Origin of the sequence: Rhodococcus sp. IEGM 1406 (genome assembly GCF_030056745.1) — a bacterium.
GTDB lineage: Bacteria > Actinomycetota > Actinomycetes > Mycobacteriales > Mycobacteriaceae > Rhodococcus_F > Rhodococcus_F erythropolis.
Genome location: NZ_JASHKO010000001.1, coordinates 543856 through 570713, shown reverse-complemented (window position 1 = coordinate 570713; position 26858 = coordinate 543856). Strand labels below are relative to the sequence as shown.

The window sequence follows — 26858 nt, the reverse complement described above, 5'->3', positions numbered from 1 at the left end:
TCGTCTTCAGCAGGCATGGCCCATCAGCAGAATTCGACGAACACTGCACCCTTGGTCAGGACTAGGCAATTGCCTAGTGTGACCCGAGACACACGGTGTCAAGGTGAATTCAGTACCGGACGCAGCCCCGTCCGGAAAGCGGGTCCCACCGATTTGGTCCGACAGCCCTCGGCTTTCTCGGTAGGCGCCCACTCTTATCTGGAGGACACCCATGACGGATATGTTGGATGCTGCCCGCGGCACCGACCAGTTCGCGAACATCCGCGCTGTCCTCGACGACGCGCTCGTCGAGGACCCGGAGACCGGCCGCTACCAGGTGCGGCGCAGCGTCTTCACGGACGAGCAACTGTTCGAACTCGAGATGACGCACATCTTCGAGGGCAATTGGATCTACCTCGCGCACGAGAGCCAGATCCCGAACGTCGGCGACTACTTCACCACCTACATGGGCCGTCAACCCATCGTGATCACCCGCAACAAGGACGGCGAATTGGGTGCGCTGATCAACGCATGCAGCCACCGCGGTGCGATGCTCTGTCGCCGTAAGACCGACAACCGAACCACCTTTACCTGCCCGTTCCACGGCTGGACCTTCAACAACAGCGGAAAACTCCTCAAGGCCAGGGACGCTCGCACCGGCGGCTATCCGGAGCAGTTCAACAAGGACGGCTCACACGACCTGACCAGGGTGGCGCGGTTCGAGAACTATCGCGGCTTCCTCTTCGGTAGCCTCAACCCCGACGTGCTGCCGCTCGAAGAGCACCTCGGTGACACAACGAAGGTCATAGACATGATCGTCGATCAGTCACCTGACGGACTCGAAGTTCTGCGCGGTGCTTCCACCTACACCTACGACGGCAACTGGAAGCTGCAGACCGAGAACGGTGCCGACGGCTACCACGTGTCTTCGACGCATTGGAACTACGCCGCTACCACCGCTCGCCGCACCGCCGGTGAATCGTCGAACGAGACCAAAGCCATGGATGCCGGTACCTGGGGGAAGCAGGGCGGTGGATACTTCTCCTACGACTACGGCCACCTCCTGCTCTGGATGTGGTGGGGCAATCCCGAGGACCGTCCCCTGTTCGAACGCAAGGCGGAGCTGGAAGCTCAGTTCGGTTCCAAGAAGGCCGAATTCATGGTCGGTGCGTCGAGGAACCTCTGCCTGTACCCGAACGTCTACCTCATGGATCAGTTCAGCAGCCAGATCCGGCACTTCCGTCCGATCTCCGTGGACCAGACCGAAGTCACCATCTACTGCATCGCTCCCAAGGGAGAGAGCGCCGAAGCACGCAGCAACCGCATCCGTCAGTACGAGGACTTCTTCAATGCCAGCGGTATGGCCACCCCGGACGATCTCGAAGAGTTCCGTTCCTGCCAGAAGACCTACCAGGCAGCCGGAGCCCCGTGGAACGACCTCAGCCGTGGTGTCACACACCAGATTCCCGGTCCGAACGACGTCGCGAAGGATCTCGGCATGAATCGCGTGCTCTCGAGCGGAGCCAAGACCGAGGACGAAGGCTTGTATCCCATTCAGCACGGGTACTGGCGCGACGCCATGCTTGCGGCCGTAGATGCCGAGCAAGCCGCTTCCAACCGGACCATCTGAGGACGATCACCATGACTGTCACCACCACCAATGCCGTCGCCCTCGAAACAGTGCAGCAGTTTCTCTACCGTGAGGCTCGCTATCTGGACGATCGCGAGTTCGAGAAGTGGATCGAGTGCTACCACCCCGATTCCGAGTACTGGATGCCCGCATGGGCGGACGACGGCGAGCTGACCACGGACCCGGCCGCAGAGATCTCCCTGATCTACTACCCGAATCGGGGCGGTATCGAGGATCGCGTGTTCCGAATCAGGACTGACCGTTCCAGCGCGACAAGCCTTCCCGAGCCCCGCACCGGTCACAACATCACCAACGTGGAAGTGATCGAAGAACGCGGCTTCGTCGTCGACGTCCGCTTCAATTGGTTCACGCTGTACTTCCGCTACAACACGGTCGACACCTACTTCGGCACCTCGCACTACACGATCGACTTCTCGGGCGAGCAGCCGTTGATCATGAAGAAGAAGGTAGTCCTCAAGAACGACTACATCCATCACGTGGTCGACATCTACCACTTCTGACACGACTTCCCTTCGAATCGAGCTGTTTCCCATGAGCATTCAAGCCGCGCCGACCTTTCAAGTAGCCCTGAGTTTCGAAGACGGCATCACCCGCTTCGTCGAATGCAACACCGACGAGACCGTCGCGGACGCGTCGTACCGCGCACGAATCAACATTCCGCTCGACTGCCGCGACGGAGCTTGCGGCACCTGCAAATCGCTCTGTGAGTCAGGCACTTTCGACGCCGGCGACTACATCGAGGAGGCCCTGACGGATGACGAGGCCGAGCAGGGATACTGCCTTCCGTGCCAGATGGTGCCGGAATCTGATCTCGTGCTGCAGATTCCCACCACGTCGGCGGTCGCCAAGACCGCTGCCGGTTCGTACACGTCCACGATCACCGAGATCATTCGCCATTCGGATTCCACGGTGGGTTTCACCGTCGCAGTCGACAACCGCACAGATCTGGTCTTCCTCCCCGGTCAGTACGTGAACATCCTCGTTCCCGGAACCGAAGCGACGCGGTCGTACTCGTTCAGCTCCGGCCCTGAGGTCGAGTCGGCGTCGTTCCTGGTCAAGATCACCCCGGGTGGTCTGATGTCCGAGTATCTCAGTCAACGTGCGCAGGTAGGTGACACTCTCGAATTGACCGGACCGATGGGTAGCTTCTTCCTCCGGTCAGGTCAACGGAGAGCCCTACTGCTTGGCGGCGGAACCGGCTTGGCCCCGCTGCTCTCCATACTGGAGAAGATGCGTGCCGAAAGCTCCACTCGGCCAGTTCATCTGGTCTACGGCGTCAGCTCCGACACCGATCTCGTCGAGCTCGACAAACTGCATGACTACGCGGAGTCTTTACCCCAGTTCACCTTCGACTACTGCGTATCCGATCCCGACAGCACAGCACCGAACAAGGGCTATGTCACGGGTTTGATCGAGCCCGATCACCTCGACGACGGCAACGTAGACGTGTACCTGTGCGGCCCGCCGCCGATGGTCGAAGCCGTACGTCTGCACTTCAATGACGTCTCGATCACACCCACCAACTTCTACTTCGAAAAGTTCAACAACGCGGCAGCACCGGCTGATTCACCGGCCACCTCGGCCGAAGAAACTACAGCCGGCACGTACGAGATCGGTGAAGAACACCTGCCGGTCACGGAGTCGGACGCACAGTTCGACGCTCGGATGGCGCTCGAACTCGGAGCAATGGAACTCACCATCGGCCGCCTCACTCCGGCACAGTTGACGGAGTACCGCATTCTGGCGGAGAACTCGGCCACTTCCATCGACCGCGATCATTTCACGGACGCAGCGGCATTCACCGAAACCAATGCCCTGTTCCACGACTTCCTCTTTCGCTGCACCGGAAACGAAGTGCTGCTGCAGGCATACCACCGTCTCGAGGTCACACAACTGATGAACCGAGTGCTCCGCACCGCCGATTGGGTGGACGAACATGTCGCGGAGGATCACTCACGAATCGTGCGTGCATTCGAGCAGAATGATCGCGCCGCGGCCCGTGATCTGATCGTCCGGCACAGCGAACACGCCAAGTCGACGATGCACCGCGCCATCACTGACGCTCGGGAAAGTGTGGCGTCGTGAGCACGAGATTCTTCGCCGGCCGGTTCGACGACCGGGTCGTGGTCGTCACCGGAGCGGCTCAGGGGATCGGGCGCAGCGTTGCCGAAAGAGTTTCCGCAGAAGGCGGTTCCGTCGCGCTTGTGGATCGAGCTGAACTGGTTCACGACATCGCGACACCGCTGGAACGTTCCCATTCGGTGACCGCGGACCTCGAGACGTTCGAAGGTGCCCAGAATGCAATAGATTCCGCATTGGAGCGCTTCGGACGAATCGACGTCCTGGTCAACAACGTCGGTGGGACCATCTGGGCCAAACCCTACGAGCACTACACGCCGCAGCAGATACAAGCCGAGGTCACACGATCACTGTTCCCCACACTCTGGACGTGCCGTGCCGTACTGCCCCATCTGATCGAGCAGGCGAGCGGCACCATCGTCAACGTCTCCTCGGTCGCCACCCGCGGCGTCAACCGTGTTCCGTACGCGGCGGCCAAGGGCGGGGTCAGCGCGATCACCGCTGCACTGGCGATGGAAGTCGCGCAGTACGGAATACGCGTTGTGGCAACTGCTCCCGGCGGAACCGAGGCGCCATCACGCGTCGTGCCACGCGGACCGGGCGCCGAGACCGAAGAGGAGAAGGCCTGGTACCAGCAGATCGTCGACCAGACCGTCGACTCGTCGCTGCTCAAGCGTTACGGCACCCTGGACGAACAGGCTGCCGCCATCACTTTCCTTGCCTCCGAAGAGGCTTCGTATGTCACCGGAACGGTCCTTCCCGTTGCCGGTGGCGACCTCGGCTGAATCCAGCCTCCCCCGATTCCTGATCTCTCGAACGGAGATTCGCCATGTCCTCGATCGAACGTGGTTCCTGGGCCAGTGCCCGCCATCGCTCGTCAGTGTTGTGGGTGGTCACCATCGCCGCCATTGCCATTCTGTTCGACGGATACGACCTGGTCGTGTACGGCACGATCCTGCCGGTACTCATGGACGACCCCAGCCATATCGGCACCTTGACCGCATCTCAGGCCGGCGCTTTGGGTTCGTATGCACTCGTCGGAGTGATGGTCGGCGCACTGACGTGTGGAGCGATCGGCGATCACTTCGGTCGCCGAAAGATGATGCTGGTCAACATCATCTGGTTCTCGGTCGGAATGGCATTGGCAGCGTTCGCCACCAGCATCACCACCTTCGGTCTGCTGCGGTTCTTCACCGGCATCGGTGTCGGTGGGCTTGTCGCCACCGCCGGAGCCATGATTGCCGAGTTCGCGCCGCCGGGACGCCGCAATCTGTTCAACGCCATCGTCTACAGCGGTGTCCCGGCCGGTGGCGTCATGGCTTCCGTCCTGGCAATCGTTCTCCGCGATTCCATCGGATGGCGCGGACTGTTCCTCATCGGCGCGCTGCCATTGGTGTTCCTGTTCCCACTCGCCTGGTTCAAACTGCCCGAGTCTCCCGCGTGGCTGATTGCTCGCGGACGTGTCGAGGAAGCTCGCGCCATTTCCTCGAAAACTGGAATTCCATTGCCTGTCGGTACAGATCGACCCAACGGTGCCGTAGCCGAGAAAGTCGGCTTCCGAGCGTTGGCGAGCAGACAATATGTCTGGGGCACCGCGCTTCTCGGCCTCATGAGCTTCGCCGGCCTACTCCTGACCTACGGACTCAACACCTGGCTGCCCAAGATCATGGAAAACGCGGGATACAACGCGAAGGGTTCGCTCTCGTTCCTGTTGGTACTCAACGGCGGTGCCATCATCGGTGGACTTCTCGCCTCCAAGATCGCAGACGTCACCGGTCCGCAGCGGGTTGTCGCAACCACCTTCGGCCTGGCCGCACTCGCCCTGCTCCTGTTCACATTCGGGTTTCCGCTTCCCGTACTCCTCGCCTCCGTTGCCATCGCGGGTGTCGGAACCATCGGTACTCAGGTTCTGATCTACGGATTCGTGTCCAATTACTATTCGACGGCCGCTCGGGCCGCAGGTGTTGCGTGGTGCGCCGGATTCGGGCGTCTGGGCGGGATATTCGGGCCACTGATCGGAGGAAGTTTGATCAGCGCCGGAATCAGTTCCGAATCGGCATTCTATGTCTTCGCAGGCATCGCGGTGCTGGGCGCCATCGTCACCTTCTTCGTGCCGAAGCAAGCACCCGACCTGGGCGCCACTGCACTTCGACCCGATGAAGACCGTGCCGAAAAGGAAACCCGCGGTGAGCCCGGCGTTACGGTAGTCGGGTGACACTTCGTGACCTGTTGCTCGGCCGAGAACGCGAGCTCGCCGTTCTCGGCCGAGCCCTGGCCGCGGCAGAGACAGGAGTGCCGACTCTCGTGCTGGTCGAGGGCGATGCCGGTAGCGGTAAGTCCACTCTCGTCGACCGGTTCGCCGAAATCTCCTCCGCTCATACGCTCCGCCGCGCTCGTGGGTTGGAGTGGGAATCGAACAATGCCTTCGGGGTGATCGAACAACTACTCGAACGTCCGGTATCCATTTCGGAGCCGTTAGCCGTTGCACACGAGATCGTCGACGCAGCGGAGCACCCGACCCTGATCGTCGTCGATGATGCCCATCACAGCGATGTCAGCTCGCTTCAGGCAATCACCTCCGCCCTTCATCGAGGCCGAACGGCCCCACTGTTGTTCGTCCTCGTCGCCGAGGAAACGCCGTTCCTGCGCGAGGATGTCAGGAAGATTCTCGACCTGCACTGGTCGACGCGTTTGCACATCAGCCCCCTCGACACAGCCGTCATCATCGACATCGCGCGCATGCGAAGCGGAATCGACCTCAGTTCCGGCGTCGCGCTTCAACTTCAGGATTTCACCGCGGGCAACACACTCGACATCGTCTCGCTCCTCGACGAGCTGCCACCGGCCTATTGGACCCAGTGGCACCGAACCTTGCCCGTCCCTCGTCATCGTGCGGTGGCGATCGCCGCCGCCCTCGCTGCGTGTTCGGCGGGAGCACGAACGTTGATCGAAGCCGCAACAGTTCTCGGGCGCAGCACGACGTTGTCGCATCTTGCTCAGCTAGCCGAAATCGACGACGTGGTCGGCGCCTTGGACAGCGCCTTTGCCAGCGGTCTCCTCTCCGTCCACGAGCAGCGCGGCAGCACCGAAGTGTCACTGAGCAGCACGATGGTCACGGCCGCAGTGCGCGGGGCGTTGGGGCCCGCGCACTTGCATCTGCTGCACACTCGCGCAGCCGAGATCGCTTGGGGAGAAGGTGAGCGGCTTTTCCACCTTGCCGCCGCCAGCACCACCCACGACGAGGACCTCGCCGCCGAACTCGTTGCGTACGCATCACTACGAGCATCCGACGGCGCGTGGTCGGAAGTCGCCGACGCCATGGTCACGGCAAGCCGTCTCACCACTGCCCGAACCGAACACGAGGACCGTCTGCTCCGCGGAGTCGACGCGCTGACCGGATCGGGTGACATCCCCCGCGCCATGGTCTTCGTGCCGGAGATCGAGAGTATTTCGCGCGGGCCTCTCCGCGACGCCGTCCTCGGCTACCTCGCCATTCACCGAGGGCGACCGACCGAGGCCGCCGATCTTCTGACCAGAGCGTGGGACAGCTGCAGCGTGGACCGTGAGCCAGGCACCGCTGCGATGATCGCCCAACGAATGGTCCTTCATTCTCTGGCTCGGCTCGATGGCACAGCCCTCGTCGAGTGGGTTGACCGCGCAGTCGAATTGGTCGGCCCTTCGGATCCCGCAGCAGTGGAGTCCGAAGCGATCAAGGGTCTCGGGCTCGGCGCTACCGGAAGAACCGAGAATGCGCTCGCGGCATACGACGAACTGTCCGATCGCGTCCGCCCCGGAGCACAAGCACAGCGTTTCCAGATGGGACGCGGATGGCTCGAGCTTGCTTTGGATCACCCGGAGTCTGCCAGACGTGACCTCGAAAGTGCGGTGTCCACAGAGTTTTCCAGTGGTTCGGCAAGAATCTCGCTGTGGGCACAGGCCTGGCTCGCCCGCACTCAATTCGCGCTCGGCGCCTGGGACGAAGCGCTCTCGACCGTCGAGGGCGCCGGGGCCGAGGTGGATCGGTTCGAGATCGAGATGATCCGGCCGTTGGTCCACTGGTCGGGAGCACAGATCCACGCTCTGCGTGGCAACTGGGAACTGGCCCGTGACCACGTGCGACGCGCGTACGCCGGCGTCCACGCCTACGAAATCATGTACGTTCCTGCACTTCTCGCCAGAGCGCAGGTTGCCGAGGCCGCCGCCGACTACGCCGAAGTCCTGGTGGCGCTGGCTCCGCTCACCGCGAGCAAGGCGCAACAATGGCTAGACGAGCCAGGGTTCTGGCCGTGGGTCGATCTCTACGCCAATGCACTGGTCATGGTCGGGAGAGCCGATGATGCCGACGCCTTTCTGCAACCACACGAGCAGACGGCACGACGTCGTGAGCACCGCTCAGCTGCGGCACGTCTCGGCTACGTTCGCGGCCGGATCCACGGCGCACGGGGCGAACTCGACTCGGCAAGAATAAGTTTCGATGCTGCACTACTCGGCATCGAGACGCTGCCACTCCCCTACGACCGAGCCCGAATCAATTTTGCGTACGGCCAAACTCTACGCCGGGCGGGAAAACGCGCAGAGGCAGACGTCGTCCTCCGGGCCGCCCGCGAGCTATATCACTCGTTGGGCGCCGCTACTTACGTCGAGCGCTGCGAGCGCGAACTCCGCGCGGGCGGGTTGAACCTCTCGCGGACGGAGAAGGGAATCACCGACCTGACTCCGCAAGAGCGAGCCGTCGCCGACCTTGTCGCGGCGGGCAAGTCCAACAAGGAAGCTGCCGGCGAATTGTTTCTCTCCGTCAAGACCATTCAATATCACCTCACGCGCGCGTACGCGAAGCTCGGACTGCGATCACGGAGCGAACTCGCAGCTTTGTTCCGCGACCGGGGGCTTTCGGATCCACATCAGGAGAACTGAGAACATGTCGGACACTTCGACGACCGCGCCCGTTCGCGTCGTCACCGAGCCACTCCCCCAACCGCTCTACAGCCCGAAGCGGGTCTTGCACGACTTCGGCGGAACGTCCATTGCCAACGGAATCATCGGCATCGTCTTCTCGGCGACCGGGCCGGTAGCAGTCATTCTCGCCGCGGGGTTGGCGGGTGGACTGAGCCAAGCTCAATTGGCGTCTTGGCTTTTCGGTGCCTTCTTCGTCAACGGCATTTTGACCATCACGGCTTCCTGGTTGTACCGGCAGCCGCTGGCCTTCTTCTGGACGATTCCTGGAACCGTTGTCGTCGGAGCGTCGTTGGAGCATCTGCCGTGGGAGCAAGTGCTCGGAGCGTTCTTCGCGACCGGCGCCTTGATCTTGTTGTTGGGATTGACCGGGTGGGTCACACCAATCATGGCCGCATTACCCATGCCCATCGTAATGGCAATGGTGGCGGGTGTTTTCCTTCATTTCGGAACCGATTTGGTCGAAGCGCCCGCTCACGACGCGGTGATCGCCCTGCCGATGATCGCCGCCTTCGTCGCTCTGAGCGTGTTCGCCAAGGTGGGAAGATTCGTTCCGCCCGTTCTCGGCGCTTTGATCGTCGGCGTGGTCGTGATACTCGCGACCGGAAGATTCAACTCCGTCGGCGACGCGCATGGGTGGCTGGCGCATCCGATGCTGACCACGCCAACCTGGTCTTGGCAAGCGATGATCGAACTGGTTGTACCGCTGGCGATCACAGTCGTCGTCGTGCAGAACGGCCAAGGAATCGCAGTCCTCCGAGCAGCCGGTCATCAACCGCCGATCGGGACAGCAACGGTTGCCTGCGGTGTGTTCTCTCTCGTGAACGCGGCGGTGGGGTGCGTGTCGACGTGCCTGACCGGGCCGACGAACGCGTTGCTCACAGCGTCGGGAGAGCGGGCACGCCAATACACCGCCGGAATCTTCTGCGGCCTACTCGCCGTCGTCTTCGGACTGTTCGCCCCGACTTTCGTCGCGATGATGTTGGGAACTCCGATGGCATTCATCGTCACTCTGGGTGGCCTGGCCATGCTCAAGGCCTTACAGGGAGCCTTCGTGACCGCATTCGGCGGGAAATTCGCCTTCGGGGCCTTGATCGCGTTTCTCGTGACGATCTCCGACGTCGAACTACTCAATATCGGAGGCGCTTTCTGGGGACTCGTGTTCGGGGTCATCGCCTCGCGAATCCTCGAGCGTGGTGACTACCCCGACCGGGTCGCGATCTCACGAACGCGTTGAACTCGGCAGACTTTGGGCGATTTGGTCGAGGATATCGGCAACGTCCTCAGGTGCCGCGAGCATGGGGGAATGCCCCGTCGTCAAAGTAAATACCCTCTCACAGGAGCGCCGGGAGACCATCTCACGTTGATGTGCAGGAGTGATGACAAGATCGCGAAGGGTTTCAATGTAGTAGCGAGGCACACACCCTTCCCGTTCCGGCGTCAGCGACACCGAACCACTGAAAACACTCATCGGTTGCGGGCGAAGGTTTGACATCGATTCTCGCGCCACCTCGTCGGCGCAGTCCCCGAACAAGAGCATCGGGTACAAATTCAAGGCAACCTCAGGGTCGATCCCGAGTTCATCGCAGGCGAAGAACAACCGCGCAGCGCTACTGTCCTCTTGCGAACTACTCAGGCAGGATTCCCCGTCCCCAGGCAGGGTCGCGGCCAGGTAGACGGCAGCAGCAACACGCGTCGGATGCATTTCTGTCAGTTGTGCCGTCAGTGTTCCGCCCATCGAGTGGCCGACAAGTATCACGTCCCCAGGCAGTTGAACCAGCTCAGCCGACAGCTTGGAAAGCGTTGATTGCCAAGTTATTTCTTCAGCTTTCGTCGTGTCTCGACCCAAGCCCGGTTGATCGGTAGCCAGAGCCGTGTGCCCACGTCTCTCCAGCGCCTCGACCACATAGTCCCAGCACCAGGCTCCGTGTCCTGCGCCATGAATCAACATGAACTGCGCCATTGCTCTCCAGCTTTCGATCGACCGATGTGATCTACAGCATGTTCCTGCCGACATCGGTGCACTAATGCCTAGTTGAACTAGCGCTATACCCAAAGTGAACGCACCAGCACCGGATATTCGGCGCACGCCAGGCGATCTCCAGTACATTCCTGATCCCGTGACGACTGCCCTGGCATGCGAACATTCGCATACTCGACTTTGACAATCATTTACATTAAGCAGTAGATCTATACCCATGCACCTCAACACCCGCATGTCGCGGCGCCTCACCCTTGCCACATCAGTTGGCCTCTCACTCGCCCTCGTTACGGGCTGCTCGTCCGACAACAAGGACTCGGCCCCGCCGGAGACCACCACGACAACCGCGTCCGCACCCACCGAACAAGCCTCGGCAACACCGCGTCTCGCAGTCTCCTACGACGGTGGCGTCCTGGTGCTGGATGCAACGTCGCTCGACGTGGTCGGCGAGACCAAGATCGACGGCTTCACGCGACTCAACCCGGCCGGCGACGGTCGCCACGTCATGATCTCGTCGGGTGAGGCGTTCAAGGTGCTCGACACCGGCACGTGGTCCTCGGCCCACGGCGACCATTCCCACTACTACACAGCCGATCCCGCGATGTCCGAGGTCGAGTTCGCAGCCAACGAACCCGGACACGTTGTACGCCATGCCGGAAAGACTGTCCTCTTCAACGACGGCTCGGGACTCGTCGAGATCTTCGATCCGGCGCAACTGGCAAAGCGCCAACCTCGCGTCGAGACGTACACCACGCCAGAACCCCATCACGGCGTTGCGGTCGCACTTGCCGACGGCGGCCTGTTGACGACCATCGGAAATTCGGAGTCCCGCAACGGCATTGCCATCCTCGATGCCGACCGCAAGGAAATCCTGCGCAACGAACAGTGCCCCGGTGTCCACGGCGAAGCAGTCGCTGCCGGCGAAGCCATCGTGCTGGGCTGCCAGGACGGGTTTCTCGTGTACAAGAACGGAGCGATCACCAAGGTCCAGAGTCCGGATGCATACGGCCGCATCGGAAATCAAGCAGGCTCGGAGGAGTCGGACATCGTCCTGGGTGATTACAAGACTGACAAGGACGCCGAACTCGAACGTCCGCAACGGGTCTCGCTGACCAACACGACGACGTCCGAACTCAAGCTCGTCGACCTCGGCACCAGCTACACCTTCCGCTCACTCGGCCGCGGACCGCACGGAGAGGCACTGGTGCTCGGCACCGACGGCGCCATCCACGTCATCGACCCGAACACCGGCGTCGTCACCAAGAAGATCGCCGTCATCGACGCATGGACCGAGCCCACCAAGTGGCAAGAGCCCAGGCCGGCACTCTTCGTGGAAGACCACACCGCGTACGTCACCGATCCCACGTCGAAGAAGCTGATCGCCGTCGACCTCGAAGACGGCAGCATCCTGACCGAGACCGCCCTCGATCACGCCCCCAACGAATTGACCGGTGTCACCGGCTGATTCAGATCCTCATCTCAGCTCTGCTGGAGCTGAGCGATGAGCAGGACCACGATTGACCGCGGCACAAGTCAGCGTGGAATAACTCTCCGCAGAGGTTCGTTGTAGATGGTGTCGGTGTTCGGTTCTTTGCCCCGGGTACCACCCCAGAATTGCCACTTCGAGTGGCCACTTGCCGAGAGGCGCAAGACGGGCACCGACGCGCTGGATCCGCTGGACACCTTTCCGTGCCAGCGGCTTTGTCGTCTGAATGATCAGGCCGGCTTTTCGCCGGCAGCGACGTCGAGGATCCACGTCACCCCGAACGCGTCGGTGAGCATGCCGAAACCGGGGCTCCACGCCGCCGCGGCAAGACCCTCGATGAGGGATCCACCGACAGAGAGTTTGGCCCAATAACCCTGCACCTCTTCGAGCGATTCACCGCGAACCGAGACGAAGAACGGTTGGTCGGTGATCGTGGTGCCGTTCTCACGGTGCGTCGTGCCGGCATTGGCGGTCGAACCGCCCGACTGTCCTGGGATGTCGTACGCCATCACGCTGAAGCCGTCCGCGGTTTCGACTTGGCCGAACACAATGTTCTCAGCGCCAGGCACATCCTTGAGCATTCCGAAGTCGCCGTAGGTTGCGATCGTGACCTGGCCACCGAAGACGGACTGGTAGAACTCCAGAGCCGCGCGGGCGTCTCCGCGGAAGTTGAGGTGGGTCGTTGTCTTGATGCTCATGTCTGCTCCTAGTACGAACGTCGCCCGGGTTTTCCCTGACAACGTCGACTCTCACAGCCGTATAGGACTGTTTTCGTCCTAGACTCGTCGTAGTCTCACGACATGGCGACCACCACTCGGCTCTTGAATCTGCTGTCCCTCTTGCAGACGAGGCGCGACTGGCCGGGCGCTCTACTCGCCGAGCGGCTCGACATCAGCCACCGCACGGTCCGCCGCGACATCGACCGGCTCCGGGAGATGGGTTACAGCATTGCGGCGACCATGGGCCCGGACGGCGGATACCGACTCGACGCCGGCAGCGAGCTACCACCCCTGCTGTTCGACGACGATCAGGTCATCGCCTTGGCAGTCGCTCTGCAGGCGGCGACGCTGACCGGCGTCGGCATCGAAGAGGACGCAGTGCGTGCGCTGACCACCGTGCGACAAGTGATGCCGTCGCGCCTGCGTCATCGCCTCGACGCACTCACGTTCACCACGATTTCGACCGATTCCAGCGACGCAGACTCGGTGTCCCCTGAGGTGCTCGTAGCGATTTCCGCAGCGGTGCGCGCTCGCGAGGTGCTCCGCTTCGACTACTCGAACGGCCGCTCAACTGACAACATCGAAATAACACCCCCACGCCGCGTGGAGCCACATCATCTGGTGACCTCCAAGCGTCGCTGGTACCTCGTCGCGTGGGATCTCGAGCGAGACGACTGGCGAATCTTCCGCGCCGATCGCATCACCCCACGCATCCCGAACGGCCCGCAGTTCACACCGAAGGAGATCCCCGGCGGTGACGTGAGCGAATACGTGGCCGCGTGCTTCAAGGGATCGGAACATATCAACAAATGGCCGTGCCACGGCAAGGTCAAATGGCCGTGCCACGGCAAGGTCGTTCTCCATCGACCAGCCAGTTATGTTCTTCCCTTTGTCGAGGACGGCGCCGTCGAAGATCTTGGCCCCGACCAGTGCAGCCTCGAAGCCGGATCATGGTCCTGGACGGCGCTGGCAGCCTCCTTCAACCGATTCGACACCGACATCGATGTCGTCGGCCCGGCAGAACTGACCCACGCTTTCGCACAACTCGCCGCCCGCAATGCCGCGACTGCTGCGAGTTAGGCAGTCGTCGCGAATGAGATCCAGGTCTCCAACACAACCGTGCGTTCGTGAGTTCATGTAGGTTTCAAGTCCTCAGAGGACCTGAGGACTTGAAGACCTGAACGAAGGGATGCCCAAGGAGATGAAGAAGGGGCAAGTTGCGTTTCTCACCGGCACACACGTCGTGAACGATCTGTACCAGGGGGCTGTGCCTGCACTGTTGCCGTTCATGATGCTGGAACGCGGATATTCCTACTCCGCGGTTGCCGGAATCACGCTCGCCGCGACCGGACTATCCAGTGTCGTGCAACCCGCATTCGGCATGCTGGTCGATCGAAAGAGCCGGAATTGGCTGGTACCCACAGGTTTTGTGACGGCCGCAACGGGAATTGTCGTGGCCGCGATGAGCACCAACTACATCGTCACTTGGCTGGCAATTGCTTTGGCCGGCATCGGCATTGCCGCATACCATCCGCCCGCCACAAATTTGGCACGCGCAGCTGGAGGTCACTCGCAGAAGGCCATGAGCGTGTTCTCCGTGGGCGGCACGTTGGGAGCCTCACTGGCGCCACCGTTCGTCACGCTCGTGGTCGGTTCGCTCGGATTGTCCGGCGGCTACCTGCTCGCAGTTCCTGCAGCGGTAGCGGCTATTTGGTGGATCGTCGCCCAATCACGACCAGCCGGCACGGGCACGGACGCCGAATCAGCCCAATCGTTGAGTTCGCAGCTAGCAGCGAACGGTCCCGTGTCAGATGATTGGCGCTCGTTCACCCGACTCGTGCTGGTAACGGTGTGTTGGTCAATTCCATATGTGACCACGCTGTCGTTGGTCTCACCGTACGTACTCAACGGACTGAACGGATCGTCCTCGAGTGCAGCAATCGTGTTGTCCTCCTTCACCTTGGCGGGAGCGGCCGGCACGCTACTGGGCGGAGTCCTCGCGGACCGTCGTGGTCGACGTGCATCCATCCGACTCGGTTACCTGCTTGCGGTACCTTCACTGGCATTGCTCGCCGCGGCTCCGAACGTGGCAATTGCCGAACTTGGAATCGTCTGTCTCGGATTCGCGATGTTCTTGCCCTTCGCGCCACAGGTGACATTGGCGCAGGACTACCTACCGAACCGCCCAGGCACGGCAAGTGGGGTGACCCTCGGACTCGCAATGTCAGTGGGAGGCATCGCCTCTCCGCTGTTCGGTTACCTGGCAGATCACTTCGGGCCGCGCATGGCGATCGGGGCGACAACTGCAGTGCTGTTGGTCGGAGCCGTCATCGCATTCACCTTGCGCGATCGACGCCTCGCCCCGGAGGACGAGACGGAGCGCGAACTGGACGTCATCGCCCTTCGATAACCCGAAGACAGCCCCGTAGTCTGAAGATTCATCGGAGGACATGAAGTGTCACTCGGTGGGCCGCTCCACGGCGGTTCACCGAGTCAGTCAGGAGCAGACACATGGCAGTGCGCCAGGTCAAGCAGCAGTCACTGGTACAGAAAGCCGCAGACGAACTTGCGCGCCTCATCGGCGACGGCGAATGGCCGGTCGGGACGAAAATCCCGAACGAGCAGGATCTGAGCACGCTTCTCGGAGTCGGGCGTTCGACCGGCAGGGAAGCCGTGCGTGCACTGATCGCGTCAGGACAGCTCTACTCTCATCAAGGATCCGGCACCTACGTCATGTCCTCGACTCCGGTCACAGAACTCGAGCGAGAACTCAAACGCTCGGACCGCCGCGAAGTCTACGAAGTACGCCGACTTCTGGAAGTGGAAGCTGGCCGCCTGGCTGCGATGCGTCGGACCTCTGCCGACGTCGACCTGTTACGGGCAGCACTCAAAGGCCGTGAAAATGCCTCGACACCAACAGAATTTGTCGACGCTGACATGGAACTACATCGCGCCGTGGTGAATGCTGCGCACAACAGCGTGTTGTCGATGGTATTCGATTCATTCATCGAAACGCTCCGCAACTCGGCCCTGGACGTGATCACCGACGTCGCGGCGCGAGACCCCGAATCGATCGACGACGAAGCCGCTGCCCACCGAGATCTAGTGGAAGCCATCGTCGCGGGTGATGCCGACGCTGCCAGCGCGGCGACGCGCAGGAACATGGACGGGCTCGACTGACCCTCTCTATCGTTGTCAGGCATGACGTCCACATCGCTCCCTCCACGGGGTCTCCGGATCGGTCTGTCCGCCATCGCGTGGCTAAACCTGCTCTCTGCGCTCGTAGGAATGGCGGGCCTGACGATCGGCGGCGGGATGGGCCTGCCTCCTGAGTGGATCGAGGGAACCGTCTTCCCTTCATATTTCTGGCCCGGAATCCTCCTCGGCGTTGTCGTCGGAGGCATCCCAGCCGCCGCGCTCTTCGCTCAGCACAACAGGTTCCGCCTGGCATGGGGCCTGCACGCCGCCGCCGGCCTGACGATGATGATCTGGATCTTCGTCGAAATCGCCATGATCCTCGTCTGGTCGCCGCTGCAAGGCATCTTCTTCACCACTGGATTGGCCCAGACGATCCTCGCCGTTCTCGCACTCGGCGCCTGGCCCCGCCCCTTCCTCCAACGAACCGACAGCCATCACGGTCAGTGACGAATTACATTGGGATAGAAGGTCACTAGGACCGACCTCGATGCTCTCCATCGCCCAATCCAGCTCGACCCCCGACCGTCAACTGAAATCTGTTCAGCCGATGAGGTCTTTCGAGAAGTTCAGCGAGTCGAAAGACCTGTTCGCTACGAGTTCCAATTGCCTCTGTGTTGCACCGTCTCGGGCGCGCTGAGACATGCCTTGGATGACTACACCGATGAACTCGGCAAGGTCCTCGGGATCGGAGTCAGCGGGCATGAGTCCGTTGGCGATATCGGCTGCGATCCTCTGCGACAGCAACATCACGTTGGCATTTCGCATGTCGCGCAATCGGTTTGCTATGTGACTGTTGGCGTCGGTCACGCTCACCGCCGCGCTGATGATCAGACAACCACCCGGACAAGACTCGTCGGTGTAATGGGACGCCGCGTCGTTCAAGAGGCGGCGAATCAATTCGGATGCCTCGCGCTCTTCGGCGAACGCCCGGTCCATGAAGTCGCCGCGAGTCGCGTTGTAGTGATCGACGGCGGCAAAGAACACTCCTTCCTTGCCGCCGAAAGCACTGTAGAGACTCGGTGGATTTATCTGCATCGCAGCAGTCAACATGGCAACGGATGTCCCCTCGTAGCCGTGCTCCCAGAAGGCATACATCGCCTTGTCCAAGGCCGCGTCTACGTCGAACTTCCGCCCTTGTCCCGGCACCCCGGCCATGCAACCTCCCAATTCCGCAGCATCTACCGATCCAAATGTGATCTATTCTACTCTTGTAGCGATCACTATGCGAATGTCCTACTGTTCTCCTCGAAAGTTCATTTCGTTCACTGAAGTACCGCCGTACTGCTGACACAGCTCGCGAACGCTCTTTCACACCGTCTAGGGGGATCGACATGCGTAGTGCCGCTTCATTCAAACTGGGTCTCAGCCACAGCGCGGCCACCGATTCGACATGGAAGGTCGAAGCGGTCAAACAGGTCGAGTATCACGTGATTGCCGCACGAAATCTGTTCGCCAAGGACAGCACTCGACTACTCGACGGGTGCAGCGCAGCGTCGCTACACCGCGGAGACCGACGCTTGATCATCATCGACGCGAACGTCGACCGAATTCACGGGGATAGAATTCGAGGCTACTTCGAACACCACGGAATACGAGCATCCTTCGTACCGATGCGAGCCGACGAGACGGTCAAAGAGTGGGGTTCTGCGGTGCGGGTGGTCGACGCGATGAACGGATTCGGCATCGACCGACGCAGGGAGCCGGTAATCGCGATCGGCGGGGGTGTTCTACTCGACATTGTCGGTTTCGCCGCGAGCGTCTACCGCCGCGGAACGCCGTACATCCGGGTCCCCACCACACTGATCGGCCTCGTCGACGCCGGGGTCGGCGTCAAGACCGGAGTCAACTACGGCATGGGCAAGAATCGACTGGGGACGTATGCACCGGCCCTGGCAACTTTTGTCGACCGAGCATTCCTGCGTACCCTCGACAACCGACACTTGTCCAACGGCCTTGCCGAGATACTCAAGATGGCCTTGATCAAATCCCTCGACCTCTTCGAACTGCTGGAAATCTTCGGGGAACGATTGATCGATGACAGGTTTCAGGGCTCTTCCGACGAACTCGACACAGCAGCAACACAAGTCATCGCCGAGTCGATCCACCTGATGCTCGAGGAACTGCAGCCCAATCTGTGGGAATCCTGCCTCGAACGCTGCGTCGACTACGGCCACACATTCTCGCCCACGCTCGAGATGGAAGCACTACCGGAACTTCTGCACGGTGAAGCCGTAGCTGTCGACATGGCATTGACGTCTGCACTGGGTTATTTGCGGGGAAGTATCAGTGAAGCTGAACTTGATCGCGTCCTGACTGTAATGAGGCGCCTCGGCCTTCCCACCTGGAACGACGTCTTGTCCACACCGGGCGTCCTCGGCGCCGCATTGGCCGACACAGTGCGTCATCGGGACGGGCGGCAACGGCTGCCTTTGCCGGTCGGGATCGGTGGACACCACTTCGTCAATGATGTCACGATCGACGGAATCAACTCTGCCTCCGCCCTTTTGAACAGGAAGAGCGACGAGCTACGCGTCCGTGAGACGTCGGTGACGAAGGTCGCGTCATGAGGTGGGGCGGCCTCTACATCGAAGGCTTCGGCTCATACCTACCGGACAGGCGGGAACAAGCCTCCGACATGGTGACCGAAGGACGGTTCGATCCCGTCGAACAGCAGAAGACCGGACAGACTTCGGTTGCAGTGTCGGACCCTGATATCGGCGAATCCGCGCCGGAGATGGCAGTCTTCGCAGGCAGAGCTGCGTTGGCCGACAGCGGAATCAGCAGCAACGAAATCGACCTACTCGTGCATGCAGTGGTTCTGCACAACGGCCTGGAGGCGTGGAACTGCGGCGCCTACATTCAGAACGAACTTGGCATCGACGACTGCCTGCCGATCGAGATCCGAACAGCCTGCGCCGGAGCAATCGTCGGAATCGAACTGATCGGCCGCTGGTTCGACGGACACGGCAAAGGCCTGGTAACTGCATCCGACGCTTGGCGTCTCCCCCTGTTCGACCGGTGGAATTCCGACAGCGGTCTCGCCTACGGAGACGGCGCGGCCGCTGCTGTCATCGGCCCGGATCCGGGTCCCTTTCGTATTCTTTCGACTTCCGTAGTCACTGATGCACATCTCGAGCAGATGCACCGCGGGCACGAGCGCACAAGCATGCCTGTCTACGGCACCGCCGACCCGATCGATCTCCGAGCACGGGTGGGGGGCTTCACCGAGACTCACTCCATCGACGAGTTCTGGTCACGCAACGCGGCCGCTCTGTCTCGATGCGCTGAAACAGCTTTGGGTGATGCCGCCACTCATCACGGTGACATCGCCACCTGGATCGTACCGAATTTCGGCAACGTCCTACTCCGCAAACAATGTTTCGAGCCGCTGAAGATCCGCGCCGAGCAGACCTTGGTCGAACTCGGCAGAACCATCGGCCACACCGGTGCTGCCGACCCACTACTGGGCCTCGACCTGCTCCGCCGCAGCAAGGCCCTGCACCCTGGAGACCGGATCATGCTCACCGGCATCGGCGTCGGGTTCACATGGGGATGCGCAGTCGTCGAATACACCGGATACGAGAAGGGATAGGCCATGGTGGTCGAAACTCCGCACGAATTGACGACAACGGCTCGCTCTACCAACGCGAATGCCGCAATAATCTGGATGCTCCTGGCAGTGTTCGGCGTCGGCACTGTCGAATACCTTGTGGCCGGCGTACTTCCGGACATCTCCACCGACCTCGGGGTCAGCACCTCCACAGCCGGACTGCTCGTCACCATCTATGCCGTCACAGTGGTCATCGGTGGCCCTCTACTGACGATCGCTACCACCAGGGTGCCGCGGACACCTCTCATCGCGGCTCTGATGGCTCTCTTCGTCATCGGCAACATCGGAACTGCGCTGGCACCGAACTTCGCAACCATGGTGATATTTCGGATCATCACTGCTCTGCCACACGCGACGTTCTTCGCTCTGTGCCTGGTGCTGGCGACGTCGTTGGTGGCGCCTGAATTCCAAGGGCGTGTGATCGCCCGCGTCACCCTCGGACTGAACCTGGCGACGGTCCTCGGCGTCCCCTTGGGAACTCTCATCGGTACACAACTGGGTTGGCGCTGGTCTTTTGCGATCATCGCCGTTTTCCAACTGCTGGTCACCGCTGCGCTGATCGCCTCGACGCGCAACGCCGCTCCCTCGCACCAGACCGGCAACGTCAGCTCAGAGCTACGGGTGTTCACCCGGGGCCCAGTTCTGTGGGCGATCGGGCTGACCGCTCTCAGTCAGGCAGCGCTTTTCGTGGTGTTCACCTACATCTCGCCGTATCTCACCGAGCATGCCGGCATCTCGGTGTCGACGGTGACGGTGGTGTTGTTCGTATTCGGCGTCGGGTCTGTTGTCGGCAATCAACTCGGTGGTTACTACGCAGACAAGGACCTGGACAAAACGCTGTACATCGCGTTGACCGCGCTCGCGTTGGCACTTCTCGCTCTGTTCGTCTTCGGCGGAACGTCTTGGTTTGCCTTCGCCTGGATGTTCGTACTCGGTGCTACCGGTTTTTCCATTATTCCGCCGCTCGCCTCGAAACTCATCGGTGCTGCAAGCGAAGCCCCGCACCTTGCTGCCACGGTCAACATTGCAGGATTCCAACTTGCGAATGCTGCCGGCGCGTGGATCGGCTCGATCGCTCTGTCCGGCGGCAACAGCGTTGCAGTCCTGCCTGCTATCGGGGCAGTCCTCGCGGCGGGCGCAGTACTGCTGCTGTTCGTCAGTCGGCGCACTGCTCGGAGCGTGACGTGAAAGCCATGAGAGCTGCGATGATCGACGCTCCCCGTTCCGTGTCGATCGTGACGATCGACCGTCCCAACTGCGGGCCTGACGATGTCGTCGTCAAGGTTGCCTATGTCGGTCTGTGCGGTACGGATCTGGAGTTGTTGCACGGCACGTCGTCATACCTCACTGATGGCCTTACGTCGTTTCCGCATCACTTCGGGCACGAATGGGTGGGCACCGTAGAGCAGACCGGCCCGAATATTCACGATCTGTCGGCGGGTGACGTAGTCACCGGGAGCACGATGATTTTCTGCCAGGCGTGTTCGGCCTGCGGGGCCGGACGACGCAACCAATGCTCCGATCTGCGTGAGGTCGGGCTATACGAACATCCTGGTGCCGCAGCCGAATTCCTCCGCATGCCGCGGCGCACGGTCGTTTCACTCGGTCGCGTCACAGTCGAACCGGAGCACGTTCTCATCGAGCCGCTCGTGACGGTGCTCGAGGCGCTCGACGCTGCTTCGGTGTCGCCGGGTGATCGGGTTCTCGTCGTCGGCGCGGGCACGATCGGCAGCTTGTCCATCGCCATGCTGAGTCGATACCCGATCACCGTCGACGTTCTCGAACCCCGGTCGATCGAACACCTCGACTCCGGCACCGTCACACACAGTTTCACCGATGCCACACACCTGACCGGGCAGTACGACGTGGTCGTGGAGGCGTCTGGCGGCGCCGGTGCGCTGGGTACCGCCGTAGGCGTTCTCCGTCCGGGAGGCAAGTGCATCCTCGTAGGCGTCGCGGCGCACACGGAATCGATCGATCCCGGAGCGGTTGCGCTGGCCGGCATTTCGATCATCGGAGTACGTCACGGGGTAGATCACTACCGCCGAGCCGCGGAACTGTTCCCGCTGATTCGCCCGGCATTGACCGCATTGATCGACAGTGTGGTTCCTCTGACCGAAGCACAGTCCGCATTCGATCGTCTCGAAGGCCACAGGACACGGCCGAAGGTGGTGATCTCTGTTGAGTGAGCTCGAATACACAGTGATAACCGGAGCGAGTAGTGGTATCGGCCGGGCAATCGCGCTCGCGCTTGCGAAAGAGGGTCACAACCTCGTCCTCGGATACGGCAATGGTCTCGATCGCATCGCACGGTTGGTGAGCGAACTAAATGCGCGGTTCCGCATCGACGTCGTTCCCCTGCAACTGGACCTGCGCAATGCCGAATCGACAGTCGACGCCGTTCTGAGATGCACAGATGAACTGGGTGAGATCCACTGCCTGGTAAACAATGCCGGAATCAACGATCGATCACCCGCAGATGCACTCGCCATCGATCGAATGCGCGAGGTCATGGCCGTCAATTCGATCACCCCACTTGCGTTGGCCTCGTCGGTGGGGCGCCGGATGATCGCGCGAGGTATCGCAGGATCGATCGTCAACATCACATCGATCCATGACACGGTCCCCATCACCGGCGGTGCAATCTACTGCGCCAGCAAGGCCGCATTGGCGGCGTCGAGTCGTGTCCTCGCCCTCGAATTCGCGCCCCACGGAGTGCGCGTCAATTCCGTCGCACCGGGAGAAACCGCCACCGCGATGAACGGCATCGATGACGAATCCTCGTATGCGGACATCGATCGCCCCGCTATCCCGTTGGGGCGTCCGGCCGGTGTGCACGAGGTCGCAGCAGCCGCGGCGTTCCTCGCCGGGTCCGGTTCGAGCTATCTCACGGGGACCACCGTTACCGTCGACGGCGGACTGGTTCTGACTGCAGCCGAAGCGAATGCCCGCTACGCCGTCGATCATTCTCCAACGCAAGGTCTCATGAAAGGAATCGCATGAAAGCCATCGCAATCGAAGCCACCGGCGACCCAAGCGTTCTCACTCTCACCGAGGTTGACGAGCCGACATCCGGCCCCGGAGACGTCACTGTTTCCGTTGCAGCCGCTGCCGTCAACCCTGTCGATCTGAAGACCCGTTCGGGGTTCTTGCCCATCGAGTTGCACTTCCCAGCCGTATTGGGATGGGACGTCTCCGGAACTGTTATCGCAGTCGGATCCGCGGTAACACGCTTCACACCAGGAGACCGCGTCATCGGAATGATCGCGCAACCGGCACACCGCTACGGAACCTATGCCGAACGCGTCACCGCCGACCAGTCCTTGTTCGCACCCGCTCCGTCGAACGTCACCCTCGAGCACGCTGCTGCGATCCCACTCGCAGCGCTCACCGCTGTGCAATGCCTCGAGAAACTCGACCTTGCACCAGAATCCACGGTGTTGGTGACCGGTGCTGCCGGCGCGGTGGGCCGAATAGCGTCGGCGCTGCTGATCTCGCGGGGACACCGCGTCGAAGCCCTCGCTCGCGAGAGCGACACTGACGAACTCTTGGCCCTCAGCCTCAGCCGGGTCATAGCGAGTCCCGTCGACCTGCCGCAGAAGGAGTACGACGCCATCGTCGACACGGCGGGTATTGCCGAATCCGTCGACAGTGTGCGAGACGACGGCGCCTTCATCTCCATCGACGACAACGAGCAACCCGCACCGCAACGTGGAATCACACCGGCGAAAAGCTATGTCGACGAGGACGGCTCGGGCCTCGAATCATTCGCCGAACTGGTATCGACCGGTTCGGTCACCGTCCCTGTCGCCCGAACATTCCGGTTCGACGAAGCACCCCAAGCCCACGCTCTGCTGGCCGCGGGCGGAACCCGAGGAAAGGTACTGCTGATCCCATGACCGTGACCGCGAATGTCGAAGATGCCTTGTCCACAGTCGGTGTCACCGTTCCCGATGCGGACGCCGCCGCCAACTTCTTCGCTTCACTCCTGGGTGCGAACCGCGTCGTAAGATACCCCGGACGTGTCTCCGTACCGATCGGATTGTCGGGGGTCGTGGATTTCGTATCAGCGGATTGGCCCCATCAACCCCCACCGCGGTTGGTCGACATCGGTACCAACCATCTCTGCTTCACTGTCGGCGATATCGAACTCGCTGTGAGCTACCTTGATTCGCGAAGCGACGTGACAGTCCTCGGCGACGTGATCGAGGTACCCGAGGGTCCGATTGCGGGCAACAAGTGGGTGTACTTCCGGTCGCCGTGGGGCGATCTCTTCGAACTTCAGCAGTGGCCCGAGGAGCCGGGATACTTCCACGAGACCCAGGCCCGACTCCACCACAGACGAGAGGACATCGCGTCAGCCCTTCTCCCGACCTGCCGCGGTTTGGATCACACGGGCTACAGCGTCCCGGACCTCGACGCCGCGATAGCGCGTCTGGTGACCGCCCATTCGGGAACCGAGGTGCTCCGCACCGACATCGCAGCGGATCGCGGGTTCATGACGGCACAGTTCGATCTCGACGTCGAAGGAACGTCCCGGATGGCGATGGTATCCGTCGGCGACTTGAACATCGAGTTGTTCGAGCACCACATCGGCCGGCAGGAGGCCCCTCGCCCTTTGACCGCCAACGGGGGAAACTTCCTGACGTTCCGCCACGGGGGCGCCGCGCGACTGATTCCGAGTTCGCTGTGAAGTACGGAATCAATCTCCCCAACTTCGGGCCGCAGATCGACCCCGAGGGGATTCTCGCGTGGGCCCGGACAGCGGAAGCTGCCGGATTCGACAATGTCCTACTCTCGGATCACGTGGTGTTGACCGACGACGCGAATCGCCGCTCTCCCGCTCCGTTTTACGAGTGCCTGGCCACGCTGTCCTGGCTCGCAGCGGGTACCGAGTCGATTCGCCTGGGCAGCGGCGTGCTGATCGGCAGTCACCGACACCCGGCCCACCTCGCCCACGCGACCGCGACGATTGATCGACTCAGCGGCGGACGGTTGATCGTGGGCATCGGGGTCGGCTGGACTGCACAGGCTTTCGACGTCCTCGGCGTTCCGTTCACACGTCGAGGCCGACTGACGGATACCACTCTCGAAACCCTGATCGCAGCGTGGACGTCGGAGACATACGACGCACCGGGCTCGGCCGGAACACATCGCGTGCACAACGGACCTCTACCGCTGCAGCAACCACACCCTCCGTTGTGGATCGGCGGCAACGGACCCGCTGCGATCGACCGAACCAACAGATTAGGCACTGCATGGCACCCATTGCACCCTACCCGGGGCCTATGCATCGCTGGAGTCGCTTCACTCGCCCCCGGGCGTGAGTTCGTCCCCCGCATCTACTTTCTCCCCACCGAAAGATCTGTCGAATCACCAGACCGTCCACTCGGGTACGGAACCATCAACCAGATACGTGCCGACATCGATTTTCTGTCTGAGATCGGTGCACAGACGATTGTGCTCGATACCGATCCTGGCGACCAGCGACTGCGTCGCTCAACCGACCACGATCTCGATCTGATTCGCATTGCCGGCGAAAGTTTGGGAATGAGTCGGGTGGCCGTCTTATGACTCTGCGGCCCAGCTTGATTCGACAATCCATTTCGACCTCGGCACTGCTGTTCGACATGGACGGAACCCTCGTCGATTCGCAGGCGTCGATCGAGGCTGTCTGGTTCGAATTCGCGGACCGGCACGGCGTTGATCGGGCGGTGGTAGCGCAGGCACTTCCAGGCCGCATCGCTTCCGACATCATCGTTCGGGTTCTCGGTAATCGAGCAAACGTCGAATCCGAACTGAACTGGATCAGGCAAAGCGAAGAGCAGAACTCGCATCCAGTTCGCGCCATCGCCGGCGCCAAGGACTTTCTGGCGTCTGTGCCCCGGGAGCAATGGGCGATTGTCACGTCGGCCCCTCGATCGATGATGGTGCGAAGGCTCACTGAAGCGGGCCTCCCGCTTCCACACGCGTCGGTATGCGCTGAGGACGTGCGCGCCGGCAAGCCAGATCCCGAGGGCTTTCTTGCAGCGGCGGCGCGCTTGAAGGTTTCCGCCGACTCCTGCACCGTATTCGAAGACTCCTCGGCCGGCATGGCTGCTGCGGCCGATTCCGGCGCATCATGCGTTGCAATCGGAGCCGAGCCCGGACGAAACCTTTTGAGAGTGAATAATTTTACTTCACTACGACTCTCCCGAGAGAGATCGGAGCTCGTAATCGACGTGGTACCGGAACTATGACGGATACCGTATCGGTCGATCTGGGAGGTACGTGGCTACGCATCCGCAGCGGTGAGCGAACCGAACGGCTGCCATCGCCCAGCGTGCTCCGACAACCGTCTGCCACTCCCGATCAACTCCTGCGCGAGCTGATCGAGACACTGGATCGATATCTACCGCCGGGTGCCGCAGTGAACATGGCGTGCGGGGCCGCGCTCGACGAACAGAAGGGCGTCGCCCATGGATCCGGCCCATTGTGGGGCGGCACTCCTGCCGGTGAGATTCCGTTGCTGCGCCTCCTCGAATCCCACCGCCCGGACGTTCGATGGACACTCGTGAACGACGTGACGGCAGGGTTGGCGTCATTCGCTCGTGGGTTTACACGTCCCACCGATCGGCGCATCGCCTACCTCACCATCAGCAGCGGGATCGCACTGCGGATAGCTGATGCAAGAGAGGGAGTGATTCCAGTGGACGCATTGGGGTTGCAAGGTGAGGTCGGCCACCTTCGTGCAGTGACGTCGGGGCCGGATACAGTGCGACAGTTGCCCTGCGCATGTGGAGGCATCGGACATGTCGCGGCGATCTCGTCCGGCTCGGCGTTGGCTGCTGTCGCCTCGGCTCTCGAATTGCCCTATGACAGAGATTCGTTCGGTCCAGCACTCGAGTCAGGCGCCCCTGGTGCATCACTTCTGTTGAGCGTGGTCGTCGAGCCGATCGCCGAGCTGGTCAGAACGATGATCGCCCTCGATCCACGACTGGATCGCATCGGGATCGGTGGCGGGCTCGCCGAAGGTCTGTCCGAGATGTACGAGAGGGAACTTTGTTCCCAACTCGCCTCGGTGCGATCGTACGCGGACACGTCACTGACTCCCGAGAGAATCCGTAAGACGATATACCTGTGCCGTCCTCACGACATCGACACCCTGTCCGGTGCCGACGATATTGCCGCCGGTCGCCTCCGCGTAAGCAAGCTGTGAAAGA

At 61.6% G+C, this 26858-nt stretch carries 25 protein-coding genes; 22 read left to right on the top strand and 3 right to left on the bottom strand.

Annotation, left to right across the window (positions count from 1 at the left end):
- Window positions 1-211 precede the first annotated feature (211 nt).
- The 7 genes from benA to QM596_RS02655 are packed head-to-tail and all read left to right on the top strand — an operon-like array spanning window position 212 to window position 9899.
- On the top strand, window positions 212-1609 hold the full coding sequence (gene benA, locus QM596_RS02685) for a benzoate 1,2-dioxygenase large subunit (protein ID WP_283308037.1): 1398 nt from the start codon (window positions 212-214) through the stop codon (window positions 1607-1609).
- Between the two features lie 11 nt (window positions 1610-1620).
- On the top strand, window positions 1621-2130 hold the full coding sequence (gene benB, locus QM596_RS02680) for a benzoate 1,2-dioxygenase small subunit (protein WP_003939939.1): 510 nt from the start codon (window positions 1621-1623) through the stop codon (window positions 2128-2130).
- A 31-nt stretch (window positions 2131-2161) separates the two neighbouring features.
- Window positions 2162-3715: a benzoate 1,2-dioxygenase electron transfer component BenC gene (gene benC / locus QM596_RS02675; RefSeq protein ID WP_283308035.1), complete on the top strand. Its 1554-nt coding sequence runs from the start codon at window positions 2162-2164 to the stop codon at window positions 3713-3715.
- Window positions 3712-4494 (top strand): 1,6-dihydroxycyclohexa-2,4-diene-1-carboxylate dehydrogenase, encoded by a 783-nt coding sequence (locus QM596_RS02670; RefSeq protein ID WP_283308034.1) that lies wholly within the window; start codon window positions 3712-3714, stop codon window positions 4492-4494. Before benC ends, QM596_RS02670 begins: the two co-directional genes overlap by 4 nt.
- 44 nt (window positions 4495-4538) lie before the next feature.
- Window positions 4539-5924 carry an MFS transporter gene (locus QM596_RS02665; RefSeq protein WP_264612738.1) on the top strand — a complete coding sequence of 462 codons (1386 nt, stop codon included), beginning with the start codon at window positions 4539-4541 and terminating at the stop codon, window positions 5922-5924.
- Window positions 5921-8623: a helix-turn-helix transcriptional regulator gene (locus QM596_RS02660; RefSeq protein WP_197940841.1), complete on the top strand. Its 2703-nt coding sequence runs from the start codon at window positions 5921-5923 to the stop codon at window positions 8621-8623. Before QM596_RS02665 ends, QM596_RS02660 begins: the two co-directional genes overlap by 4 nt.
- A gap of 4 nt (window positions 8624-8627) precedes the next feature.
- On the top strand, window positions 8628-9899 hold the full coding sequence (locus QM596_RS02655) for a benzoate/H(+) symporter BenE family transporter (protein WP_283308030.1): 1272 nt from the start codon (window positions 8628-8630) through the stop codon (window positions 9897-9899).
- Here the strand turns inward: QM596_RS02655 and QM596_RS02650 are convergent.
- Entirely contained in the window at window positions 9885-10625 is a 741-nt protein-coding gene (locus QM596_RS02650) for an alpha/beta fold hydrolase (protein WP_283308029.1), read from the bottom strand. The two genes, QM596_RS02655 and QM596_RS02650, sit on opposite strands and share 15 nt — an antisense overlap.
- Before the next feature lie 235 nt (window positions 10626-10860).
- On the opposite strand from QM596_RS02650, the gene aztD reads away from it, so the two are divergent.
- Window positions 10861-12108: a zinc metallochaperone AztD gene (gene aztD, locus QM596_RS02645; protein WP_283308028.1), complete on the top strand. Its 1248-nt coding sequence runs from the start codon at window positions 10861-10863 to the stop codon at window positions 12106-12108.
- Window positions 12109-12359: 251 nt separating this feature from the next.
- Here the strand turns inward: aztD and QM596_RS02640 are convergent, their stop codons facing one another.
- Window positions 12360-12827 (bottom strand): VOC family protein, encoded by a 468-nt coding sequence (locus QM596_RS02640; RefSeq protein ID WP_283308026.1) that lies wholly within the window; start codon window positions 12825-12827, stop codon window positions 12360-12362.
- A gap of 102 nt (window positions 12828-12929) precedes the next feature.
- On the opposite strand from QM596_RS02640, the gene QM596_RS02635 reads away from it, so the two are divergent.
- The 4 genes from QM596_RS02635 to QM596_RS02620 all read left to right on the top strand — a co-directional run bounded on the left by QM596_RS02635 (window position 12930) and on the right by QM596_RS02620 (window position 16493).
- Window positions 12930-13928: a helix-turn-helix transcriptional regulator gene (locus tag QM596_RS02635; RefSeq protein ID WP_283308024.1), complete on the top strand. Its 999-nt coding sequence runs from the start codon at window positions 12930-12932 to the stop codon at window positions 13926-13928.
- Between the two features lie 121 nt (window positions 13929-14049).
- Window positions 14050-15258 carry an MFS transporter gene (locus QM596_RS02630; protein WP_283308022.1) on the top strand — a complete coding sequence of 403 codons (1209 nt, stop codon included), beginning with the start codon at window positions 14050-14052 and terminating at the stop codon, window positions 15256-15258.
- Between the two features lie 101 nt (window positions 15259-15359).
- Window positions 15360-16028, top strand: coding sequence for a FadR/GntR family transcriptional regulator (locus tag QM596_RS02625; protein WP_283308020.1), 669 nt, complete (start codon window positions 15360-15362; stop codon window positions 16026-16028).
- Between the two features lie 21 nt (window positions 16029-16049).
- The gene (locus QM596_RS02620; RefSeq protein WP_249347564.1) at window positions 16050-16493 is read left to right on the top strand and encodes a hypothetical protein; all 444 of its coding nucleotides are present in this window, start codon (window positions 16050-16052) and stop codon (window positions 16491-16493) included.
- 93 nt (window positions 16494-16586) lie between these two features.
- Here QM596_RS02620 and QM596_RS02615 read toward each other — a convergent pair whose 3' ends face one another.
- Window positions 16587-17201: a TetR/AcrR family transcriptional regulator gene (locus QM596_RS02615; protein ID WP_211918686.1), complete on the bottom strand. Its 615-nt coding sequence runs from the start codon at window positions 17199-17201 to the stop codon at window positions 16587-16589.
- Between the two features lie 176 nt (window positions 17202-17377).
- On the opposite strand from QM596_RS02615, the gene QM596_RS02610 reads away from it, so the two are divergent.
- The 10 genes from QM596_RS02610 to QM596_RS02565 are packed head-to-tail and all read left to right on the top strand — an operon-like array spanning window position 17378 to window position 26854.
- Window positions 17378-18613 (top strand): sedoheptulose 7-phosphate cyclase, encoded by a 1236-nt coding sequence (locus tag QM596_RS02610; protein ID WP_021345782.1) that lies wholly within the window; start codon window positions 17378-17380, stop codon window positions 18611-18613.
- Window positions 18610-19638, top strand: a complete 1029-nt coding sequence (locus QM596_RS02605) for a 3-oxoacyl-ACP synthase III family protein (protein WP_020971052.1) — start codon at window positions 18610-18612, stop codon at window positions 19636-19638. Before QM596_RS02610 ends, QM596_RS02605 begins: the two co-directional genes overlap by 4 nt.
- A gap of 3 nt (window positions 19639-19641) precedes the next feature.
- A complete protein-coding gene (locus QM596_RS02600; RefSeq protein WP_020971053.1) occupies window positions 19642-20844 on the top strand; it encodes an MFS transporter in 1203 nt (400 codons plus the stop codon).
- Window positions 20845-20849: 5 nt separating this feature from the next.
- The gene (locus QM596_RS02595; RefSeq protein WP_020909399.1) at window positions 20850-21845 is read left to right on the top strand and encodes a zinc-dependent alcohol dehydrogenase; all 996 of its coding nucleotides are present in this window, start codon (window positions 20850-20852) and stop codon (window positions 21843-21845) included.
- A complete protein-coding gene (locus QM596_RS02590; protein ID WP_283308018.1) occupies window positions 21838-22659 on the top strand; it encodes an SDR family oxidoreductase in 822 nt (273 codons plus the stop codon). The genes QM596_RS02595 and QM596_RS02590 overlap by 8 nt, the downstream gene beginning before the upstream one ends.
- A complete protein-coding gene (locus tag QM596_RS02585) occupies window positions 22656-23555 on the top strand; it encodes an NADP-dependent oxidoreductase (RefSeq protein WP_020909402.1) in 900 nt (299 codons plus the stop codon). Before QM596_RS02590 ends, QM596_RS02585 begins: the two co-directional genes overlap by 4 nt.
- On the top strand, window positions 23552-24349 hold the full coding sequence (locus QM596_RS02580; protein WP_019745657.1) for a VOC family protein: 798 nt from the start codon (window positions 23552-23554) through the stop codon (window positions 24347-24349). The genes QM596_RS02585 and QM596_RS02580 overlap by 4 nt, the downstream gene beginning before the upstream one ends.
- Window positions 24346-25230, top strand: coding sequence for a TIGR03619 family F420-dependent LLM class oxidoreductase (locus QM596_RS02575; RefSeq protein ID WP_020971055.1), 885 nt, complete (start codon window positions 24346-24348; stop codon window positions 25228-25230). Before QM596_RS02580 ends, QM596_RS02575 begins: the two co-directional genes overlap by 4 nt.
- On the top strand, window positions 25227-25895 hold the full coding sequence (locus QM596_RS02570) for an HAD-IA family hydrolase (RefSeq protein WP_019745659.1): 669 nt from the start codon (window positions 25227-25229) through the stop codon (window positions 25893-25895). The genes QM596_RS02575 and QM596_RS02570 overlap by 4 nt, the downstream gene beginning before the upstream one ends.
- Window positions 25892-26854 (top strand): ROK family protein, encoded by a 963-nt coding sequence (locus QM596_RS02565; protein WP_019745660.1) that lies wholly within the window; start codon window positions 25892-25894, stop codon window positions 26852-26854. The genes QM596_RS02570 and QM596_RS02565 overlap by 4 nt, the downstream gene beginning before the upstream one ends.
- Window positions 26855-26858: the final 4 nt, after the last annotated feature.

Excerpts from the sequence above, each read along its gene's own strand:
- QM596_RS02625 (WP_283308020.1), top strand. The coding sequence starts at position 15,360 with ATGGCAGTGCGCCAGGTCAAGCAGCAGTCACTGGTACAGAAAGCCGCA.
- benA (WP_283308037.1), top strand. The coding sequence starts at position 212 with ATGACGGATATGTTGGATGCTGCCCGCGGCACCGACCAGTTCGCGAAC.
- benC (WP_283308035.1), top strand. The coding sequence starts at position 2,162 with ATGAGCATTCAAGCCGCGCCGACCTTTCAAGTAGCCCTGAGTTTCGAA.
- QM596_RS02635 (WP_283308024.1), top strand. The coding sequence starts at position 12,930 with ATGGCGACCACCACTCGGCTCTTGAATCTGCTGTCCCTCTTGCAGACG.
- QM596_RS02600 (WP_020971053.1), top strand. The coding sequence starts at position 19,642 with ATGGTGGTCGAAACTCCGCACGAATTGACGACAACGGCTCGCTCTACC.
- QM596_RS02665 (WP_264612738.1), top strand. The coding sequence starts at position 4,539 with ATGTCCTCGATCGAACGTGGTTCCTGGGCCAGTGCCCGCCATCGCTCG.
- QM596_RS02580 (WP_019745657.1), top strand. The coding sequence starts at position 23,552 with ATGACCGTGACCGCGAATGTCGAAGATGCCTTGTCCACAGTCGGTGTC.
- QM596_RS02585 (WP_020909402.1), top strand. The coding sequence starts at position 22,656 with ATGAAAGCCATCGCAATCGAAGCCACCGGCGACCCAAGCGTTCTCACT.
- QM596_RS02640 (WP_283308026.1), bottom strand. The coding sequence starts at position 12,827 with ATGAGCATCAAGACAACGACCCACCTCAACTTCCGCGGAGACGCCCGC.
- aztD (WP_283308028.1), top strand. The coding sequence starts at position 10,861 with ATGCACCTCAACACCCGCATGTCGCGGCGCCTCACCCTTGCCACATCA.
- QM596_RS02630 (WP_283308022.1), top strand. The coding sequence starts at position 14,050 with ATGAAGAAGGGGCAAGTTGCGTTTCTCACCGGCACACACGTCGTGAAC.
- QM596_RS02615 (WP_211918686.1), bottom strand. The coding sequence starts at position 17,201 with ATGGCCGGGGTGCCGGGACAAGGGCGGAAGTTCGACGTAGACGCGGCC.
- QM596_RS02610 (WP_021345782.1), top strand. The coding sequence starts at position 17,378 with ATGCGTAGTGCCGCTTCATTCAAACTGGGTCTCAGCCACAGCGCGGCC.
- QM596_RS02620 (WP_249347564.1), top strand. The coding sequence starts at position 16,050 with ATGACGTCCACATCGCTCCCTCCACGGGGTCTCCGGATCGGTCTGTCC.
- QM596_RS02655 (WP_283308030.1), top strand. The coding sequence starts at position 8,628 with ATGTCGGACACTTCGACGACCGCGCCCGTTCGCGTCGTCACCGAGCCA.
- QM596_RS02595 (WP_020909399.1), top strand. The coding sequence starts at position 20,850 with ATGAGAGCTGCGATGATCGACGCTCCCCGTTCCGTGTCGATCGTGACG.
- QM596_RS02650 (WP_283308029.1), bottom strand. The coding sequence starts at position 10,625 with ATGGCGCAGTTCATGTTGATTCATGGCGCAGGACACGGAGCCTGGTGC.
- benB (WP_003939939.1), top strand. The coding sequence starts at position 1,621 with ATGACTGTCACCACCACCAATGCCGTCGCCCTCGAAACAGTGCAGCAG.
- QM596_RS02565 (WP_019745660.1), top strand. The coding sequence starts at position 25,892 with ATGACGGATACCGTATCGGTCGATCTGGGAGGTACGTGGCTACGCATC.
- QM596_RS02570 (WP_019745659.1), top strand. The coding sequence starts at position 25,227 with ATGACTCTGCGGCCCAGCTTGATTCGACAATCCATTTCGACCTCGGCA.
- QM596_RS02605 (WP_020971052.1), top strand. The coding sequence starts at position 18,610 with ATGAGGTGGGGCGGCCTCTACATCGAAGGCTTCGGCTCATACCTACCG.